This window comes from Bradyrhizobium sp. UFLA05-112, from assembly GCF_053572325.1.
This window is the reverse complement of the sequence record NZ_JBANBK010000041.1, coordinates 40,192-58,255: the sequence shown is the minus strand read 5'-3', so window position 1 is coordinate 58,255 and position 18,064 is coordinate 40,192. Positions and strand designations below refer to the sequence as shown.

The 18,064-nt window shown below is 60.8% G+C and carries 18 protein-coding genes and 1 tRNA gene; 11 read left to right on the top strand and 8 right to left on the bottom strand.

The window, feature by feature from the left end:
- Window position 1 precedes the first annotated feature (1 nt).
- A complete protein-coding gene (locus SO180_RS23260; RefSeq protein WP_449381163.1) occupies window positions 2-1,366 on the bottom strand; it encodes an FAD-dependent oxidoreductase in 1,365 nt (454 codons plus the stop codon).
- 141 nt (window positions 1,367-1,507) lie between these two features.
- Here SO180_RS23260 and SO180_RS23255 point away from each other — a divergent pair, with 141 nt between their 5' ends.
- Together SO180_RS23255 and SO180_RS23250 are read left to right on the top strand one after the other, a co-directional pair.
- Window positions 1,508-1,768, top strand: a complete 261-nt coding sequence (locus SO180_RS23255; RefSeq protein WP_449381162.1) for a hypothetical protein — start codon at window positions 1,508-1,510, stop codon at window positions 1,766-1,768.
- Between the two features lie 102 nt (window positions 1,769-1,870).
- The gene (locus SO180_RS23250) at window positions 1,871-2,206 is read left to right on the top strand and encodes a hypothetical protein (RefSeq protein WP_449381161.1); all 336 of its coding nucleotides are present in this window, start codon (window positions 1,871-1,873) and stop codon (window positions 2,204-2,206) included.
- Between the two features lie 55 nt (window positions 2,207-2,261).
- On the opposite strand, the gene SO180_RS23245 is transcribed toward SO180_RS23250, so the two are convergent.
- On the bottom strand, window positions 2,262-3,062 hold the full coding sequence (locus SO180_RS23245) for an enoyl-CoA hydratase-related protein (RefSeq protein ID WP_449381160.1): 801 nt from the start codon (window positions 3,060-3,062) through the stop codon (window positions 2,262-2,264).
- 172 nt (window positions 3,063-3,234) lie between these two features.
- Between SO180_RS23245 and SO180_RS23240 the strand changes: the two genes are divergently transcribed.
- The gene (locus SO180_RS23240; RefSeq protein WP_449381159.1) at window positions 3,235-4,209 is read left to right on the top strand and encodes a ketopantoate reductase family protein; all 975 of its coding nucleotides are present in this window, start codon (window positions 3,235-3,237) and stop codon (window positions 4,207-4,209) included.
- A 12-nt stretch (window positions 4,210-4,221) separates the two neighbouring features.
- Here SO180_RS23240 and SO180_RS23235 read toward each other — a convergent pair whose 3' ends face one another.
- Window positions 4,222-4,914 carry an alpha/beta hydrolase family protein gene (locus SO180_RS23235; RefSeq protein WP_449381158.1) on the bottom strand — a complete coding sequence of 231 codons (693 nt, stop codon included), beginning with the start codon at window positions 4,912-4,914 and terminating at the stop codon, window positions 4,222-4,224.
- A gap of 126 nt (window positions 4,915-5,040) precedes the next feature.
- On the opposite strand from SO180_RS23235, the gene SO180_RS23230 reads away from it, so the two are divergent.
- Window positions 5,041-6,186: an acyl-CoA dehydrogenase family protein gene (locus SO180_RS23230; RefSeq protein WP_449381157.1), complete on the top strand. Its 1,146-nt coding sequence runs from the start codon at window positions 5,041-5,043 to the stop codon at window positions 6,184-6,186.
- A 15-nt stretch (window positions 6,187-6,201) separates the two neighbouring features.
- On the opposite strand, the gene SO180_RS23225 is transcribed toward SO180_RS23230, so the two are convergent.
- Window positions 6,202-7,182: a helix-turn-helix domain-containing protein gene (locus SO180_RS23225; RefSeq protein WP_449381156.1), complete on the bottom strand. Its 981-nt coding sequence runs from the start codon at window positions 7,180-7,182 to the stop codon at window positions 6,202-6,204.
- Between the two features lie 161 nt (window positions 7,183-7,343).
- On the opposite strand from SO180_RS23225, the gene SO180_RS23220 reads away from it, so the two are divergent.
- Together SO180_RS23220 and SO180_RS23215 are read left to right on the top strand one after the other, a co-directional pair.
- Entirely contained in the window at window positions 7,344-8,069 is a 726-nt protein-coding gene (locus SO180_RS23220) for an alpha/beta hydrolase (protein WP_449381155.1), read from the top strand.
- Between the two features lie 196 nt (window positions 8,070-8,265).
- Window positions 8,266-9,876, top strand: a complete 1,611-nt coding sequence (locus tag SO180_RS23215; RefSeq protein ID WP_449381154.1) for an ABC transporter substrate-binding protein — start codon at window positions 8,266-8,268, stop codon at window positions 9,874-9,876.
- Window positions 9,877-9,923: 47 nt separating this feature from the next.
- Here the strand turns inward: SO180_RS23215 and SO180_RS23210 are convergent, their stop codons facing one another.
- Window positions 9,924-11,063 carry an amidohydrolase/deacetylase family metallohydrolase gene (locus SO180_RS23210; RefSeq protein WP_449381153.1) on the bottom strand — a complete coding sequence of 380 codons (1,140 nt, stop codon included), beginning with the start codon at window positions 11,061-11,063 and terminating at the stop codon, window positions 9,924-9,926.
- 209 nt (window positions 11,064-11,272) lie between these two features.
- Window positions 11,273-11,349: transfer RNA gene (locus SO180_RS23205), tRNA-Arg, on the bottom strand.
- A gap of 287 nt (window positions 11,350-11,636) precedes the next feature.
- Here SO180_RS23205 and SO180_RS23200 point away from each other — a divergent pair.
- Both SO180_RS23200 and SO180_RS23195 read left to right on the top strand, forming a co-directional pair.
- Window positions 11,637-13,121 (top strand): metallophosphoesterase family protein, encoded by a 1,485-nt coding sequence (locus tag SO180_RS23200; protein ID WP_449381152.1) that lies wholly within the window; start codon window positions 11,637-11,639, stop codon window positions 13,119-13,121.
- 244 nt (window positions 13,122-13,365) lie between these two features.
- Entirely contained in the window at window positions 13,366-14,187 is an 822-nt protein-coding gene (locus tag SO180_RS23195; RefSeq protein ID WP_449381151.1) for a hypothetical protein, read from the top strand.
- A 723-nt stretch (window positions 14,188-14,910) separates the two neighbouring features.
- Here SO180_RS23195 and SO180_RS23190 read toward each other — a convergent pair.
- The gene (locus tag SO180_RS23190) at window positions 14,911-15,105 is read right to left on the bottom strand and encodes a hypothetical protein (RefSeq protein WP_449381150.1); all 195 of its coding nucleotides are present in this window, start codon (window positions 15,103-15,105) and stop codon (window positions 14,911-14,913) included.
- A gap of 110 nt (window positions 15,106-15,215) precedes the next feature.
- On the opposite strand from SO180_RS23190, the gene SO180_RS23185 reads away from it, so the two are divergent.
- The gene (locus SO180_RS23185; RefSeq protein WP_449381149.1) at window positions 15,216-15,569 is read left to right on the top strand and encodes a VOC family protein; all 354 of its coding nucleotides are present in this window, start codon (window positions 15,216-15,218) and stop codon (window positions 15,567-15,569) included.
- A gap of 125 nt (window positions 15,570-15,694) precedes the next feature.
- Entirely contained in the window at window positions 15,695-15,988 is a 294-nt protein-coding gene (locus SO180_RS23180) for a GYD domain-containing protein (RefSeq protein ID WP_449381148.1), read from the top strand.
- A gap of 116 nt (window positions 15,989-16,104) precedes the next feature.
- Here SO180_RS23180 and SO180_RS23175 read toward each other — a convergent pair whose 3' ends face one another.
- On the bottom strand, window positions 16,105-16,839 hold the full coding sequence (locus SO180_RS23175) for a hypothetical protein (protein ID WP_449381147.1): 735 nt from the start codon (window positions 16,837-16,839) through the stop codon (window positions 16,105-16,107).
- A gap of 468 nt (window positions 16,840-17,307) precedes the next feature.
- Between SO180_RS23175 and SO180_RS23170 the strand changes: the two genes are divergently transcribed.
- A complete protein-coding gene (locus tag SO180_RS23170) occupies window positions 17,308-17,976 on the top strand; it encodes a hypothetical protein (protein WP_449381146.1) in 669 nt (222 codons plus the stop codon).
- The last annotated feature ends 88 nt before the right edge of the window (window positions 17,977-18,064 follow it).

The window sequence follows — 18,064 nt, the reverse complement described above, 5'->3', positions numbered from 1 at the left end:
TTCACAGGCCCTCTGGCACGGTCTGGTCCCGCCCGATGAAGGCGCCCTGTTGTTTCAATGTTTCCTGCAGTTTTTCAACCGGGATGTCACGCGGGATCTGGTTGCCTGCCAGCGCCAGCGCAGCAGCGGAACCGGCCGCCTCCCCCATCGCGAAGCAGGCCCCGGAGACGCGTGCCGCCGACTGGCCCTCATGGGTCATGGAGGCGCAGCGGCCTGCGACCAGGAGATTGTCTACGCTCTCCGGCACCAGCATGCGATACGGCAATTCGTTGTAGCCGCGCGATTCGGGGATCGGCGGGAAGGTGAAGACGACGTCGCCCGGCACATGGGCCTCGATCGGCCAGCCGTTGACGCCGATCGAGTCCTCGAACGAGGCGCAGGTGAGCACGTCCTCGCCGCTGAGCTGGTAGCCGCCCTTGATGCGGCGGGTCTCGCGGATGCCGAGCTGCGGCGGCAGATCGACGATATAGGATTTTTCAAAGCCTGGCACGGTGCGCAGGAATTCGAAGGCGGCGAGCGCTTGGCGACGGCCCTCGATTTCGCCGCGAGTGAGATCACCAGGCTCGATGCCGTTGATGGCATGGCCGTCCTCGCGCGCGACTTGCGTGAAATTCACCCGCCATTCGATGCCATGGCGCTGCGGCCGCACGATCGCGCTTTTGCGCGGAAAGCTGTGCGTGCCGGTGGCGAGCGCCTTTTCCATCAATTGCGGAATGGTACGCCAGGCCTCGCCAGCCTTCTCGGGATCGATACCGTTGAGGCGGAACATCATCGACGGGTAAAGCGGATGGCCGTGTTCGTCGCCGATCTCGTAGGGCGCACCGGACCAGACTGCGAGATCGCCGTCGCCGGAGCAATCGATGAAGATCTCAGCTCGCACCGCTTGCCGTCCGGCCTTGGTCTCGACCATCAGCACGTCGATACGGCGCGCATCGCCCATCACGACGCCGGCGCCGAGCGCATGGAAGAGGATGTCGACGTTGTGGCTTGCAAGGAGATCATCAGCCGCGATCTTGTAGGCCGCGGTGTCGTAGGCTTGCGCAAAGACCTTGCCGAGGATCAGATGCGGCTTGTTGAGGCCGTCGAGCCGATCGATTCGCGCGAGCAGCTCGGAGGCCATGCCCTGCACGAGACGGTGGTGCCTGCCATGGACATTGCCGTGCAAGCCACAGAAATTGGTGACACCGGCGGCCGTGCCCATGCCCCCCAGAAAGCCGTAACGCTCGATCAGAAGCGTTCGCCGACCCGCCTGCGCCGCCGAGGCAGCCGCGACGATGCCGGCCGGCCCACCGCCGAGCACCACCACTTCATATTCGCCATAGAGCGGGACCTGGCGCGCAGGTTCCCGAATGGATTTTCTCTGCAAGACGATAATCCGGTCGTTTGAGACCCAAGGTGGGCCCTTTTTGCTATCTCGACAAAGGGATCGACGATGTAAAGTCCTATGGCGCCAAAAGACGATTGATCCCGCTCGGCGGAACTGACAGAACAGGCGCCCCTAGGATCGATGTCTTTGAAACGCACCCTGATTTCGCTGATCTGCCTTGCGATCTCGGCCGCGCCGGCTTCCGCAGTGGAGCAGAACTGCCGCTTCATCCAGGCCAAGGCCGACCGCGAGGCCTGCTACAAGCGGCAGGAGGAAGAGCTTGCGACCAAGCGCAAGCCCGAGCCACCACGCGAGAGCACCACACTCGAATCGCTCAAGCAGATGCGGCAGGACGACGACGCGGTCTATCGCAGCATGAGCGGCATCTGCCGGGGATGCTGAGGGGCGACCGATCGGCACGGTTGCACGGCGCGAATTGCGCCGATCCCGTTAACGTTTTCTAGTAGCAGGACAGCTATGACGTCTGGCGCTCTGGGATCCGTCATGAAGATCTTTCTGTTTGCACGTGACCTCGCGGGGATTTGGCAGACCGAGTTGTACCTGCTTGCCATTCCGGGGATCATCGTCGGAGCGGGGATCGGCTACACCTTGCGTCGCTGGTTCATCTGCCTGATTGTGAGTGCCGCTACCGCCTTCTGGTTTCTGTATGCCTTGAATGCCAGTCGACCGCTTCATCCTCATCATCAACTGAGCCTCGCCGAACTGGCCGCATGGTCAGCCGTTGCCACATTGCCTGTGATCCTGGCCGCGACATCGCTCGGCTATTTTGCAGTCGTGTGGCTGCGATACAGACGCGCGAAATTGAAAGCACCAGCTTAGATCACCGCCTGTCCGTCATAGGCGTTGTAAATATCCGGACGCTGGCAACGATCCCTCAGGCCTTGCCGCTCCATTTCGCCGCGCGCTTCTCGGCAAAGGACGCCAGCCCTTCCGCCGCTTCTGCACTCTGGCGCTTGAGCGAATGCAGATGAACGAGGCGCGCATAGGCGGCGTCATTGACGCTCATCCCGCCGAACGAGCTTTCCAGCGCGAGCCGCTTGGTCTCTGCCATCGCCTCCGGCCCATTGGCGAGCAACTGCTCGACCACTTTCGCGCCGGCGGCCTCCAGCTCGGCGAGCGGCACGACGTCATGAACGAGGCCGATGCGGCGCGCCTCATCGGCGCCAAAACGCTCGCCGGTCAGCGCGTAACGGCGAACTTGACGCACGCCGATGGCGTCGCAGAGCTGCGGGATGATGATTGCAGCGGTCAGGCCCCAACGCACCTCGGTGATCGAGAACAGCGCATTGTCGGCCGCGATCACCACGTCGCACGCCGCGATCACGCCGGTGCCGCCGCCGAAGCAGCCGCCCTGCACGAGCGCCACGGTCGGGATCGGCAGCGTGTTCAGCCGCTGCACCGCCTCGAACGTCGCCCGCGAGGCCGCCTCGTTCGCTTCAGGCGATTGCGGCCGCACTGAATTGATCCATTTGAGGTCGGCGCCGGCCTGAAAGTGCTTGCCGTTGCCCCTGAGCACCACGACGCGCAAATCGGGTTTGCCGCTCAGTTCGTCCATCGCGGCGAGCACGCCTGATATCAACGCTCCGTCATAGGCATTGTTGACCTCGGGTCGATTGAGCGTGACGGTCGCGACCCCGCGCTCGTCAAAGGTCCACAAGACAGGGCTGGCCGGCATGGGCGGTCCTCTCGGCATTATTCTTTGTCAGGCCACGCACTATGACCGTGGCCGCGTCCCTTGATCCATCACTTTCCGCGGGGAGGCGGTCGCGCCCATCGCATGGCGGCTTGTGCCATGCTGTCCGTCGGCGCGAGCCAAAGATCAATCCTCGGGACGGGGCGGTCATATCATGCGTATTTGCATTTTCGGCGCGGGTGCCGTCGGCAGCCACCTTGCGGTGCGGCTTGCACGCGCCGGCCATGAGGTCTCCTGCGTCATGCGCGGGCCGCATCTGGAGGCAGCGCGCGCCAACGGGCTGAAGCTGCGCGTCGGCGAGGCGGAAGTTTGTGCCAAGGTCCGCGCCTCCGGCGATCCGGCTCTGCTCGGGCCGCAGGACGTCGTGATCTCTACCCTGAAGGCAACCGGCCTGCCGGGCCTCGTCACCGGCATCGCCCCGTTGCTTGGCGAAGAGACCGCGATCGTGTTCGCACAGAACGGCATTCCCTGGTGGTACAATATCGGATTACCGCCGCGGCACCCCGCCCCACCTGACCTCGCCTTCCTCGATCCCGGTGCGCGGCTTCGCAAGGCGATCGCGAAAGAGCGGATCATCGGCGGCGTCGTGTTCTCCTCCAACGAGGTGGTCGAACCCGGCATCGTCGAAAACCTCTCGGCCGACCGCAACCGGCTCTTGGTCGGTGAGTGCGACGACCGCAACAGCGAGCGCATCGCGCAGCTCCGCACGGCCCTGAACGACGCAAAACTCGAATCACCGCCTGTCTCCGACATCCGCGAGGCGATCTGGTCAAAGCTATTGACCAACATGTCGCTGACGGTGCTGTGCCTGCTCACGGGCCTGACTGCGCGCGGCGTGCGCAACGACCCCGCCTTCACGGATGTCATTCCGCGCCTGCTCAACGAGGCCAACGAGATCGCGCAGCATTACATCCCCGAGGTCAAGCGCATGACGCGGAGCGGCCCGGCGCCCAATCACAAGCCGTCGCTGCTCCAGGACTACGAGCTCGGCCGCGCCATGGAGATCGACGTGCTAGTGAAGGCCCCGGCCGCCTTTGCCCACGCCGCAGGCCTCTCGACGCCGTCGCTCGACCTGATCGCAGCGCTCGCGATCCAGAAGGCGCGCGACAAAGGGCTTTATGCCGGATGACCGCGCGAAGGCTCAGACGAACTCGTTGATCCACGCCGCGAGCGTATCGAGCACCTCTTCCATCGCCTCCTCATTGCTGCGGCCGGACTTCCGCAACACCGCGAAGGAGTGATCGCCGCCGGCGACCTCGTGCAGCCTGGCCTTCGGGCCGAGCCCCTCGATCACGGGTTCGAGGTAGCGGAGATCGGCGAGCCGGTCGCGCGTGCCTTGCAGGAACAGCATCGGGATCTCTATTCCAGACAGATGAGCCGCGCGCTCAATTGAAGGCTTGTTGTCGGCATGCAGCGGAAAGCCGAGGAAGGCGAGCCCGCGCACACCGGGCAGCGGCGCCTTGGACTGCGCCTGCGAGGTCATGCGCCCGCCGAACGATTTTCCGCCGGCAAATAGCGGAAGACCGGCGCAGAGCCGCGCCGCTTCCTCGACCGCCGTTCGAACGGCAGCGTGCGCGATCATCGGCGTGTCGGGCCGTCCCAGCTTCTTCTCCATGTAGGGAAAATTGTAGCGCAGCGTCGCAATGCCGCGATCGGCGAGACCGGCCGCGACTTTCTCCATGAACGAATGCCGCATGTCCGCGCCCGCGCCATGCGCGAAGACGTAGCAGGCGCGCGGCTTGTCCGGCATCGTCAACAGTGCGGAGACGGCGCCCGCGCGGTCGATATCAATCTTGAGCTCGGTGGTCTTGAGCTCAGTCGTTTCGGCGGTCAAAATCACACACCCCCAAAGGCTCGAATCCGGTTGCCTTGGTAGCGCCACCGGCGCAGCCTGAAAACACAATAATTGCCCGCCTTCACCGGAGTACCAAAAACAGTCGCACCGCCGACCGGAGTTTTCATGTCCTACCGCTCCTCCTGGATGACCGAAGAGCTCGAAATCTTCCGCGACCAGTTCCGGAAGTTCCTCGCCAAGGACCTCGCGCCGCACGCCGAGAAGTGGCGTGCGCAGAAGATGGTCGACCGCTCGGCCTGGCGCGGGCTCGGCGAGATGGGCGCGCTGTTGCCGAGCGTGCCCGAAGCCTATGGCGGCCTGGGCGCGACCTTCGCCTACGATGCCGCGGTGCTGGAGGATATCGAGAGCACGGTGCCGGAGGTAACGACCGGCGTCTCCGTGCACAGCGCCATCGTCGCGCACTACATCCTCAATTACGGGTCGGAGGAGCAGAAGCAGCGCTGGCTGCCGAAGATGGCTTCGGGCGAGATGGTCGGCGCCATCGCCATGACCGAGCCGGGCACTGGCTCGGACCTGCAGAGCGTCAAGACCACGGCGAAGAAACAGGGCAACTCCTACGTCATCAACGGCCAGAAGACATTCATCACCAACGGCCAGGCCGCCGACCTCGTCATCGTCGTCGCGCGCACCGGCGAGGTTGGTGCCAAGGGCATCTCGCTGATCGTGGTTGAGACCGCAGGCGCGGACGGCTATCGCCGCGGGCGCAACCTCGACAAGATCGGCCTGCATGCCTCCGATACTTCGGAGCTCTTCTTCGACAACGTTACGGTGCCGCCGGAAAACCTGCTCGGCAACGAAGAGGGGCAAGGCTTCGTGCAACTGATGCAGCAACTGCCGCAGGAGCGCCTCGCGCTCGCGGTCGGCGCCGTTGCCTCGATGGAGCGCGCCGTCAAACTCACCGCCGATTACACCAAGGAGCGCACCGCCTTCGGCAAGCCGCTGCTCGAATTCCAGAACACCGCGTTCAAGCTCGCCGAGCGCAAGACCGAAGCGATGATCGCCCGCGTCTTCGTCGACTGGTGCGTCGAGCGCCTGGTCGCCGGGGATCTCGACACCGTCACCGCCTCGATGGCGAAATACTGGTGCTCGGAAAAGCAGGTCGAGACCGCCGACGAATGTCTCCAGCTGTTCGGCGGCTATGGCTACATGCAGGAATATCCGATCTCGCGCATCTTCATCGATTCCCGCATTCAGAAGATCTATGGCGGCACCAACGAGATCATGAAGCTGTTGATCGCGCGGTCGCTGTAGCCCTATCGCATCCGCTCACGAGTTGCGCCAGTCGCGCGGCCGACAACCAAAGCGCTGCTTGAAGCGCCGCGTGAAGTGGGAGAGGTCCGAAAAGCCCCAGTCGAACGCGATCGTGCCGATCTCGCGACCTGCCACGGCCTGATCTCGCAGATCTGCCGCGGCGCCGTCGAGCCGGCGCTCCATGATGTAATCGGAGAACGTCGTACCGGAACGCTCGAACAGCTTGTGCACATAGCGTTCGCTGATGCCGACGGCACCCGCGACCGCCGCAACGGTCAGCCCTGGCTCGCGCAGTCGCTCGTGGATGGCGCGGCGCAGCGCCAGCACCGTGGCATCCGCAAAGCTCGCCGCTTCCGCGACTTGCGCGCGCGAGCGGCGCGACAAGCTGAGCGCCACGAGATCGAGCAGCACGCCAAACAGGCGCACGCTGTCCTCCTCAGTCATTCGCAAGGCGCCGGCGTTGAGCGCGCGCGCCGTCCCGACGATGAGATGGCCGACATGAGGATCATCGGAGACGCGCTCGGCTTCGAAATCGAAGCCCGGCGGCAGGCGGTCGCGCAGCGCGCGCGAGGGCACCCAGAACGAAGCGACCTCCAACGTCGGGCCGCGGTCATGCAGCAACCTCACCTCGCGGTCGCTGTCGCAGATGCCGACCTGGCCGCGCGACAGGCTGACGTCGCGATCCCCCTGCACGATGCGGCAGCGGCCGGCGAGCTTGAAGTTGAGATAGAAGCAGCTCTCGTTCGAGGCCGCGATATCGCTGCGCGAGCGATGCACGGTATGCTCGGGAAACACCACGCGGTTGACCGCGCCGGCGCCGAACCTGATCGTCTCCACCTTTGCCGGAAAATACGACGTCGTCGCCGATTCCGGCGTCAGGTTCATGAACGCCTGGCAGATCGCCTCACGGTAGAAGGAAAACTGCTCGGCCGGGCGCGCCTCGGCCGTATTCCAGACGAAGTGCCGCGGCCGGCTTGCTGGATTGACCTGCTCCATCAGTTCGCTCCGAGACCAATCCGGTTCAGCGCCAGCCAAGCGGACCGATCCCCGGCCGGCTCAATATGGCTGCAACAAAGGCAACGACCGACGTTCAGTCGGCAAGGTTTTGGCCGGTGATTGCCGCGCCGATCTAACCATCCTTGCGGAGGAGCTACAATATGTCGACCTACGTCCTCGTCCACGGCGCCTGGCACACCGGAGCCGAGCTTGAGCCCGTCGCCGCCCCCATTCGTGCCGCCGGCCACACCGTCCATACCCCCACGATCAGGGGCAACCGGCCGGGCGACGCCAAGACCACAGGGCTCCAGGAGGCGATCCAGTCCATCGCCGATTATCTTGCCGAGAACAATCTGAAGGACGTGATCCTGCTCGGCCACTCCTATGGCGGCATGGTGATCACGGGGGTCGCCGACCTCGTGCCGGAGCGCATCCGCCGGCTGATCTACTGGAATGCCTTCGTCCCCAACAACGGCGAGTCGCTCAACGACATGGTGCCGCCGCACTATCTCGGCCTGTTCGAGGCGATTGCCGCCGAGCGCGGTGACGGCTCCGTGGTGCTGCCATTCCCGATCTGGCGCGAGGCATTCATCAACGATGCCGATCTCGAACTGGCCCGGAAGGCCTACGATATCCTCAATCCGCATCCGCTCAAGACGTTCAGCGACAAGGTCGCGCTGAAGACCAACCCGGCCGAGATGCAACTGGCGAAGTCCTACATCAACTGCACCGAGGATACTGCGCTGCCGCACGGCTATCCCTGGCATCCGCGGTTGTCGGAGAAGCTCGGGCTGTTCCGCCTGCTTCAGGTGCCGGGCAGCCATGAATTGTGCTTCTCCGATCCGGCCCGGCTGGCGCGAGCGATCATGGAAGCAGGACGGGACTGACGCGCGTCCGTCAAAAGCGAGACGACCTTCGGCAACTGCTCGCGCCGCCGGCTCCGGCGGCACGGCCCTTGCTTGGTCGCAAACGAATTCAGATCGGTGGAAGCAACCCTGCTTGTCACGTGTGGCTCCCCGCCATACGCTGCCCTATCGGCAGCCGCCATCTGGTTTCGTTTGCGTCAGGTCAGGAGAACAGCGAATGGTTCACGTCTCGCGCCGGAAACTGCTTCAGCTTGCGGCTGTTGCGCCATCGGCACTTCCCGTTGCATGGACGTCGCTTGCATCTGCCGCGGGCGGAAAGAAGGTCCTGACTGCGGTAATGCAATCGGACCTTCGCGTCACCGATCCCGGCTTTACGACGGCCATCATCACCCGCGACCATGGCTACATGGTCTACGATACGCTACTCGGCATCGACTCCAGCTTCAAGGTGCGGCCGCAGATGGCCGACTGGACGATCTCCGCGGACAAGCTGACCTACACATTCACGTTGCGCGACGGCCTGAAATGGCACGACGGAGCGCCGGTGACGGCAGAGGACTGCGTCGCCTCGCTGAAACGCTGGGGCGTGAGCGTCGACGGCATGGCGCGCAAGCTGATGGACTTCACGGCAGGCATCGAGGCTCCCGACGCCAAAACGATCGTCCTCAAGCTGAAGGAGCCCTATGGCCTCGTGCTGGAGACGATCGCCAAGCCATCGTCGATCTGCGCCTTCATGATGCCCAAGCGACTTGCGGAGACCCCGATCAGCAAACAGATTCCGGAGCAGATCGGCTCCGGCCCGTTCAGGTTCGTGGCTGCCGAATTCCAGCCCGGCGTGAAAGCCGTTTACGAAAAGAACACCGACTACGTGCCGCGCAAGGAGCCGGCCGAATGGACATCGGGCGGCAAGGTGGTGAAGGTCGACCGTGTCGAGTGGCTGACGATGCCGGACGCCCAGACCGCGCTCAACGCGCTGCAATCCGGCGATGTCGATTTCGTTGAAACGCCGCCGTTCGACCTGCTGCCTGTGCTCGAGTCCAACCCGGACATCAACATCGCAATCCTGAACAAATTCGGCTTCCAATCATTCGGCCGGATGAACTTCCTGCATCCGCCGTTCGACAATGTGAAGATCCGCCGCGCCGCGATGCTCGCCATCAACCAGAAGGACGTGCTCGATGCGCAGATCGGCAACCCCAAATACTACAAGCTCTGCGGCGCATTCTTCATTTGTGACACCCCGTTCGCCAGCGACGAGGGCGGCGAGAGCCTGATCAAGGGCAACGGCATGGCGGAAGCCAAGAAGGCCTTGGCCGAGTCCGGCTACGACGGCACGCCCGTCGTGATCCTGGCGCCGGGCGATCAGATCCTGCTGAAAGCCCAGCCGATCGTGGTCGCACAGCTCCTGCGCGAGGCCGGCTTCAAGGTCGATCTTCAGGCGATGGACTGGCAGACCGTGGTCACCCGCAGGGCCAACCAGAAGCCGCCGAAGGAAGGCGGCTGGAACATGTTCTTCACCTACCAGGGCGCCGCCGACTCGATGAACCCGCTCGTCAATGGCGCGATGGTCGGCAAGGGCAAGGAGGGTGGCTGGTTCGGCTGGTCCGAGGATCCCAAGCTCGAGCAACTGCGCGACGCCTTTGCCCGCGCCACCTCGCCGGAAGAGCAGAAGAAGATCGCGCTCGAGGTGCAGAAGGAGGCCTACGATCAGGTGATCTACGTCCCGCTCGGCCAATTCCAGGCGCCGAGCGCATGGCGCAAATCGCTCACCGGCGTGATCGACGGCCCGGCTACGCCGATGTTCTGGAATGTGGACAAGAATGAATGAGCTTCGCTCCTCGCCACGCTCTTGCGGGGAGAGGCGAAAATCTCACCCTACTTCGGATGCCACCAACGGCCGCCGATGACGACGCCCTCGGACACGATTTTCTGGCTACCCGTCAGGTGCTCGTCGACAACGTCGACATAATCGAACTGCCCTTCGCGAACCGTGATCAGCGTGGCGTCGCCGACGCTGCCTACCTTGAGGCTGCCGAGCTCGGGGCGGCGCAGCGCCATCGCGGCGTTGACGGTCGAGGCAGCGACCACGTCGGACAGCGACATCCCCATGCACAAGAATTTCGACATGGTCGTCACCTGATCGAAGGCCGGACCGTCGATGCAGAGCAAATGAATGTCGGAGGAGATGGTGTCCGGATAGAAACCGTTCGCCAGCATCGCGCGGGCGGTCTTGAAGGCGAACGAACCCTTGCCGTGGCCGATGTCAAAGATCACACCGCGCTCGCGCGCCTCCAGCACCACCTTCTTGACCGTGCCTTGCGCGGTCGCCGGCGTATTCGGGAACGGCCGGAAGGCATGGGTGAGCACGTCGCCCGGGCGCAGCCGCGCGAGCACCTCTTCATAGCTCGGCGGCGGATGGTCGATATGCGCCATCAGGGGCATGCCGACCTCTTCGGCCACTTCGAGCGCGATGTCGAGCGGCACGATCCCCGAAGTACCCGAGGCGTGCAGGCCGACGCGCACCTTGATCCCGACGATGAGGTCGCGATTGGCATCCGCCACCTTGGCGGCATCGATCGGGTTCATCAGCCGCAGCTCCTCGCTCTCGCCGACCATCACCTTGTGCGAGAAGCCGAAGATGCCGGCATGCGAGACGTGCAAATAGGCGAGGATGCGGACCTGGCTCGGCTCGATCACATGCTTGCGAAAGCCGGCAAAATTGCCGGGGCCGGCGCTGCCGGTGTCGATCGCGGTGGTGACGCCGGAGAGACGGCAAAACTCCTCGGCATCGATGCCGAGTGAGGTGCCGCCCCAATAGACATGGGTGTGCAAATCGATCAGGCCGGGAGTTACGATGTAGCGAGAAACGTCGCGCACATCGGTGCCCGGATCCGCCTTGAGCCCGCTGCCGATCGCCGCGACCTTGCCGCCCGAAAACGCGACATCCGTCACCGCGTCGAGCTTCTGCGAGGGGTCAACGACCCGTCCGCCGCGCAGGATCAAGTCAAAAGGCATCGTCATCTCCGGGTGGGTCAATGAGGCATGGCGACCCGCGGGCGCGGGCCAGGGCGCAAGGGCTGCTCCGCTCGCTGTAGCAATTTTTGCGCCGGTGACGCAAACCGCATCGCAGTGCGAATTCCAGGCGATCAAACGTGTCGATCGAGCGATGAAGCCGAAAAGACGCGCCTTACCTCTGAACGACTGCGGGCTGGACAAAGTGAGAGTGGCGATCCCGGGATGACTCGAACATCCGACCTACGGTTTAGGAAACCGCCGCTCTATCCGGCTGAGCTACGGGACCGCATTGATATTGCTCACGGAATTTTGGGAGCGATTTGATTTTGCTCCGAATTTGCTCCGCTGCGCAAGCCACTAATAGCCGAAAGGGGAGCTACAGTTCAAGCGAACGTGAGCTATCCTGCCACGCATTTCGGCGGTTTACTGCGCGCGATGGCGAAACCGATAGTTGAAGGTCGGGGCATGTAGCTATCGGCTTCTTGACCGCCAGACACAGGCTGCTCGTTGCAGCGAGATTTAGATTGAGTGCGGAAGGTTGTTTGCTGCGGAGACCTTATTGGGAGGCTGGTTATGACGGGTCGATCGTTTGTTATCGTGCAAATTTCCGACCTTCACCTCGATGGGAAGGGCAAATACTCAGGCGCCATCGACGTTCTAGCCTCCAGCATACAAGACAAGATGCGGGCATTTGCAGATGCGCCTGACCGCATCCTGCTAATCACAGGCGACTTGGTGGATAGCCCTTCGTCGAATGCCTTCAAAGAGGCGAAGAGCGCGATCGAAAAATTCAAAGCAACCGGGGCATTCACCGACATTCGAGCAATCGCTGGCAACCATGATGTGAAGATGAACGGCATCGTGTTCAAGAACGACGAAATATATCAAGAGCTGTCTCTACCTCGTCATTCGGAGAATCACTACTATCCAAACTCGGGGCTTGATCTAGTCCTTCTTGACTCGAATGCGGCGAGCTTGGCTGCGATGGGTGGGATTGAGCAAGCTACATATAACGCAATAGTCGCAAATTCGCTCAATCTTGCACTTGGCCTGAAAGTGGCTACCCCACAAAGGGTGAGCCAAGAGCTTGCGGTGATGCGCGTCTTAGCTCTTCACCACCATCCCTTGCCGCAGGCGGCTGGAGAAGGGAAGACGGTCCTCGGAATACCCGACGAGCCACTCATGTACCTCATGAGTCCCGCCACTTTTTTATCGGCAGCAATTTCAGTTCAATCCACCCTCATTCTTCACGGGCATCGGCACGTTCAAGGTCTCACCCGCTATTCAATCCCGCGTCATCTCTATGCGAGAGCCGAAGAAGACGAAGACTTCTGGCAAGACCTTTACGTCCTCTCGTGTCCTTCCTCGACCGGGCACGGTGGCGATGACGCCGGCTTCAACATAGTTCACTTCGATTCAACATTCAGCAATCGCCGAGTTCGGTATAATCTGGAGATCCTCAGGTTTAATCGCGCCAAAAATGCCGGCACGTTTAACGTAGTAGACATCGGTCTGCCAAACGGCACGATCAGGTTGCCAGTCGGGCGCGATATTTACCGTGACCCGGCGTTCCAAGTCGCGGTCGAAATGTCTGCCAAGGCGGAGATGAAGAGGGCTGAGGCGATAAACTTCGCACGGAAGCTGCTTGTTCGTCGGGCCTTTTATGGCAGCACGGAGTCCAGCTGGGCGCACGGCCTCTATACTTTCCTAGTAACGTATCACGTTTGGGAAGACCTCCTGAATAAGTTCACAAACGCAGGGCTCGCGCGTGACCTAGAGGCCCTTCAAAAGATAAGAATGCGCCTTCAGGAGCTGATCTCTATCTCCAGTGAAGTGTTGGGAATAACGGGTCCTGAGCTCGACAACTTGCGTTTCAAACCGCTCATAAATCACGATCGCATTATGGATGACCTTCCCCAAAATCCGGCACCGGGTCTTGATGTGACCGCCGCGCAGAAAAGCCGCCGCGCCGCCATTCAAGCGATAAATGCGAAGATGCGTGATCTCGGCGTGGAGCTCGATCTGGGATCCAAGGCACCGGAAAATATGCACATCTGATGATATTTGTAGCAAATTCCTCAGGCGCCAAGAATTTAGCTACGATCGCGCATGCTGTTGCGGGCTTACAACAGGACATTCAAAAAACTATCCAAGCCAACTTTTACGTGTTGCGCGCTTAGGTCGAAAGGCGCTCGATAACAACCGCCCATTTTGGGTTGATTTTGAAGTTGGTTGGAAGCAAGGGGCCTTTAGCGCCTCGCGGAGGCCTACACACGTAGATTTTTATCCCGGGGGAAGCAGCATGTTGAGGCCCGGAATCAATTTGATTGCACTAGCCGCCAGTTGCGTGCTCGCGGGTTGTGGGTTGCGGGTCCCGGAGATCCGAGACTTTCCGAACGGCGGGTCGTATGCCTCCAACAATGCCTTGGTGCAGGCAATCGTTCGGAGCGTTCATTGCGAACTTGAGGATGCAGTCACCAAGGTTCTCAATGCGAGAGCAAGTTCGTTTGATGCTCTCTTCTTGCGCAAGTGGGGCGCCCAAGTCGCTCTCACTATCCAACTCGAAGAGAAGTCGACGGCCAATCCAACCGCTCTCTGGTTGCCCCCGTCGCCACCTTCTTCAATATTCACTTTGAGCGGCGCATTTAACGGATCAGCAGATGCAACTCGCGTCGATAAAGTGAATTTCTATTACAAAGTGAGCGAACTCTATTTGGGCCCAAACGGAAAATGCGAGCGTGACACCACGGCACCAACCGATTCATTGCTGATCCAGAGCGACCTGAAATTGGCAGAATGGCTCGATGCGATGGTCAACGGTGTTGCGACCGGGCAAATCACAAGCGTCGGCAAGCAGAACGTTCTTTCGCATCAAGTAACTTTCGAAATCGACACTAGCGGGAGCATTACTCCCGCATGGAAACTTGTGAGAGCGACGTTCAATCAAAGCGGCAATTTGCTGTCGGCTTTGCGGAATCGCAAGCATGACCTCGTCGTCACCTTCGCGCCGCTCGACACAACACAGAGCGGAAATTTCTTAATCCCGATCGGTGAAAGCACGCATATTGCTTCGCAGCTAACCAGCGGCATTACGACTGGCTTCAAAAGCGCACTAGGACAATAGGATCAATCCCCTCTTCCAGAAGGAAAATTTTGAACGGAGGACAATGATGGCCAAGAAGGTGAAAAAGCGCGGTGCAAAGAAGGCAAAAAAGGCAAGTGCGAGGACCTCTCTGTCGGGGCCAGGAATGAATGCTGTAATTGACCGAGTTGCGGGTTGCAATAAACCGCCGATCAAATGGCTAAAGCAGGCTGATGGGTCGTGGCTAGAATGCTTCCTTCGATCGGACTGCACGTACGGCAATTGCCATGAAGTGAGCCCTAATGATGTGCCATCCGAAATCCGCAATGCTTGAATCCGTACGGCCGGCGTGAGATCATCTCCGAGAAAGTACTCATCTTCAACGATGAGCACACAGGAGAGCCCTGAAAGAATCATTGGGGCGGGTCATCTGACCACGTTCCAATGTATTTTGTACGCGGACCGTAAAAGAGCATTCCGCGAAGTCGCGTTGCTTCTCTCGGCAGTGAAAAGCCAGAGTGCATCCGGAAGTCGCTGACTTTAAAGCCTGTTAGTCTGGCCGTCTTCCAGATTTCGATACCTCGTTGGTTAAATTGTTGCGTTCTTAATTACAAATAGTTCGTGATTTGCTCGGCGCGTCCAATTCGTAATTTCCGTCAGCGCCGTTGATGTTGCAGTGCCCAGTTTAATTCTTGCAATTCATCGGACACGAGGTCGCAAATCGCCAGCGTTGCGATGCGCCGAAAGGGCGGCAAGGCGGCGGTCTCAATCATGCTCCTCGAGCTGGGCCGCCGTCCCGTGAACCGGGCAATTCGCGTCAGGGGCGACCAGCATCCCGGACGGCTCCAGCTCATCCGTCTTGGAGTCATGGGCGATCACGGCGCAGGTGCAGCCGAGCGCGATCGCGTCGGCCGTTCCGGGTTTCGGTAACGCGCCATCCGGCATTGTAGGCATTCGCATCAAGACCTCCCGCCTGTTGGATGTTCCGTTTCTCCCGCAAGGCGAAACATTGACCATCGTCAATCGTTTCATCCCCGCTCTAACAGATTTAGTCCATCGGGAGCGCCACCATGATCGAGAGCATCAGTGCCATTACCCTCGCCACCCATGACATGGCACGTGCCGTCGGCTTTTACCGTTCGTTGGGCTTCGACGTCCTGCACGGCGGCGAAGCCCAGGCGTTCACGAGCTTCCGCGCCGGCCCCGGCTATCTCAACCTGATCGCCCAGCCCGAGGACAAGCGCTGGTCCTGGTGGGGCCGCGTCATCTTCTACGTCGCCGACGTCGATGCCATCCACCAGCGCGCGCTCGCCGCCGGATGGCAGCCGTCAACCGCGCCACGAGACGCCGAATGGGGCGAGCGCTACTTCCATCTCACCGACCCCGATGGCCACGAACTCAGCTTTGCGCGGCCCTCGTCCTGACCCGATAAGTCACGCCCGCTGACGTTCCCCAATGGGCAGGTGGCGGCATGTCAGCCGCTGTGGCAAGCTCGGCCGCGGTTTCCTCATGCGAGACTTGTATTGGGTTCTAACCAGGGAGGACGACCATGGTGGCCTATGTCGTGCTGGGAAACTTTACTGATCAGGGAATCCGGAACGTCAAGGATTCGCCGAAGCGGGCCGACGCATTCAAGGAAATGGCGAAGACATTCGGCGTGACCGTGAAGGAGCTGGTCTGGACGCAAGGGCGATATGACTTTGTGACCCTTCTCGAGGCTCCAGATGAGGCGGCGGCGATGTCGCTCAGCGTCAGTGTTGGCGCACTCGGCAATGTCCGCACGGAGACTCTACGCGCGTTTTCGGGCGCGGAAATGACCAAGATCGTCGGCAAGATCGCCTGACATCAGGTCCGTCGTGGGCGACACCTGACCGGGGACGACGAGCCCGGAGAGGCGACCTCATTGTCCGCAGGCGGCATGTGCCCGCGGCTTACCGATCCGCGGTGCAGTTCAACGTTCTATTTTACTGCAGACAGACGCACGGCGGCCAAGAGGCGGTCTTTGAACTCACCCTTCAAGGTAACGTGCACGCTGGACCATTTTCGACTCTTGAACTCGCAGCCGCCTCGTGGGCAATATTCCTTATCTCGATAGTCTCCGCTAACGACGCCAAACAGGGTCATTCGATGACCCAACAGACGAAACAGGGCGCTGCCTGATGCCCCAACTGTGAACTCGCAGTTCGTTTCAAACGTCCACCAATCCCTTACGTCGCGTATTTGGCACTCCTGTATCGTCTTGTTGAACGGCCCGTACTTGTCCGTCTTTCCTGTGGCTTCGATGTCATAACCGACAACCGCCAGGACACGCTCCAGCTCCATGAGAATTTCAGGCTGCTCATAGATTTCGTAAGGCCTCACTTCCGCGGGAAATTCGAGTTTTGCGACCGCCCAATCGCCGCTGACCGCTCTTGGTGCACTATCGAGGCATGTGCCCATCCATAGGGCTTCCGACAACGGAACAGTCCGCCTTTCCGCTCCCAAATAGTACTCGAATATACACTTGTCGGGCGGCGTTCGAAGCTTGCAATCGTCCCGAAACGCGTGAGCCGCCGTCGTGATCACGTCGCGCGCTCCGGTCACTTGGGCGCTGCTAGCTCCACCTGGGCATCGTAAGACTCCACTTGCCGCAAAACGGTCTCCGACCTCGTCTAAGGAGAAACCGTTGGCTTCTGCGTACGCCTCTTCCGTCATTCGCCGGCCTCCATCGGCCGAGGCAACGGTGACTAGCGTCTGCATGAGATGATTGTTGATGGCCTCATGGCCATTGTAAATGGAAGTTGACGCGCGGTCGGGACCAAGACGCCGGATCTCCAACGACCCAACCTCGTCGTTTCCAGAGACAAGCAGAAGGAAGACGCCAGGCAGGATGAATGCGCAATTCCTCATAATCACTTGAAGTAACCTCAGCATGAATGAACATCAGAAAGCTTTGACCGAAACAGGGGATTATGAAATCGCTTTCGAAACCAATAACGACCGGCTCGGTTTTTGCAATCCACAGCGACGATAGAGTTTTAGCCTACCGCGCCCGGTAGCCAGCCGAGATCGTCCGATATCACGGATGAGGCCAACCAGCTTTCAACGGCCCCAGAATATATGATTGGCGCAATAAACCTGCGGGAGTATACAGGACGCGGAACGCGCGAATGGTGAGTTGTCATGTTCTTGACCGACTTGCTTCCGACGCTCTTTGACGGCTTCGTTCTGCGCCTGACGCGTCGCCCCCTTCTGCCGATCGAGCGCGACGCCGTCCTCACGGCGCTTGTGAATTGCGTTGGCGAGTCCGTCATGCGCCGGGTACGGTCTGGATCGGAGCTGAACGCCTCCGGCGAGATCACTCAAATAAGCACGGCAGACCATTTCAGCGATGATTGGACCTCGAGAATGGAGATCGTTGAAGCGATCGAAAGGTCGAGTGGGCTCGGTCGCGAGTTATCCGAACTCGCTCTTTTCTTGATCGAAACCAGCCTGGACAAGCGCCTTGGGTCTGACGGGGACTCGATCGTGGAAATCGGTATGGTGCACATCGCTGAACCGCGGCCTCCGACTCCAGAGGTCGATATTGTCCAGCGGCTCCTGTCTGAATTGTCCAGCGTGACTGCGTCGCAGCTCGATCATTTCAGGCTTGCTTTGCCGGGATGGAGTGCTGCGCGAGAACGTACCCAACGACAGCTCGAAACGTTGCAGATCGTCGCAAGCTTCCGTGCTCCGTTGTCCTACAGCATCGTGCTGTCGGACGGACTTGCGTATAAGAAGAAGGTCATTTCTCGAGTGGACGTCGTGTTGGAACCACCACCGGAGAGCAGCGCCAGACTTCGTCCCGCTTAGCATTTGATCAGAGATTTGGGGCCGTAGGAATGACCATCGGCAGAATCGTTCAGCTTTCTGATTTCCATTTTGTCAGCCGTCTGACGCA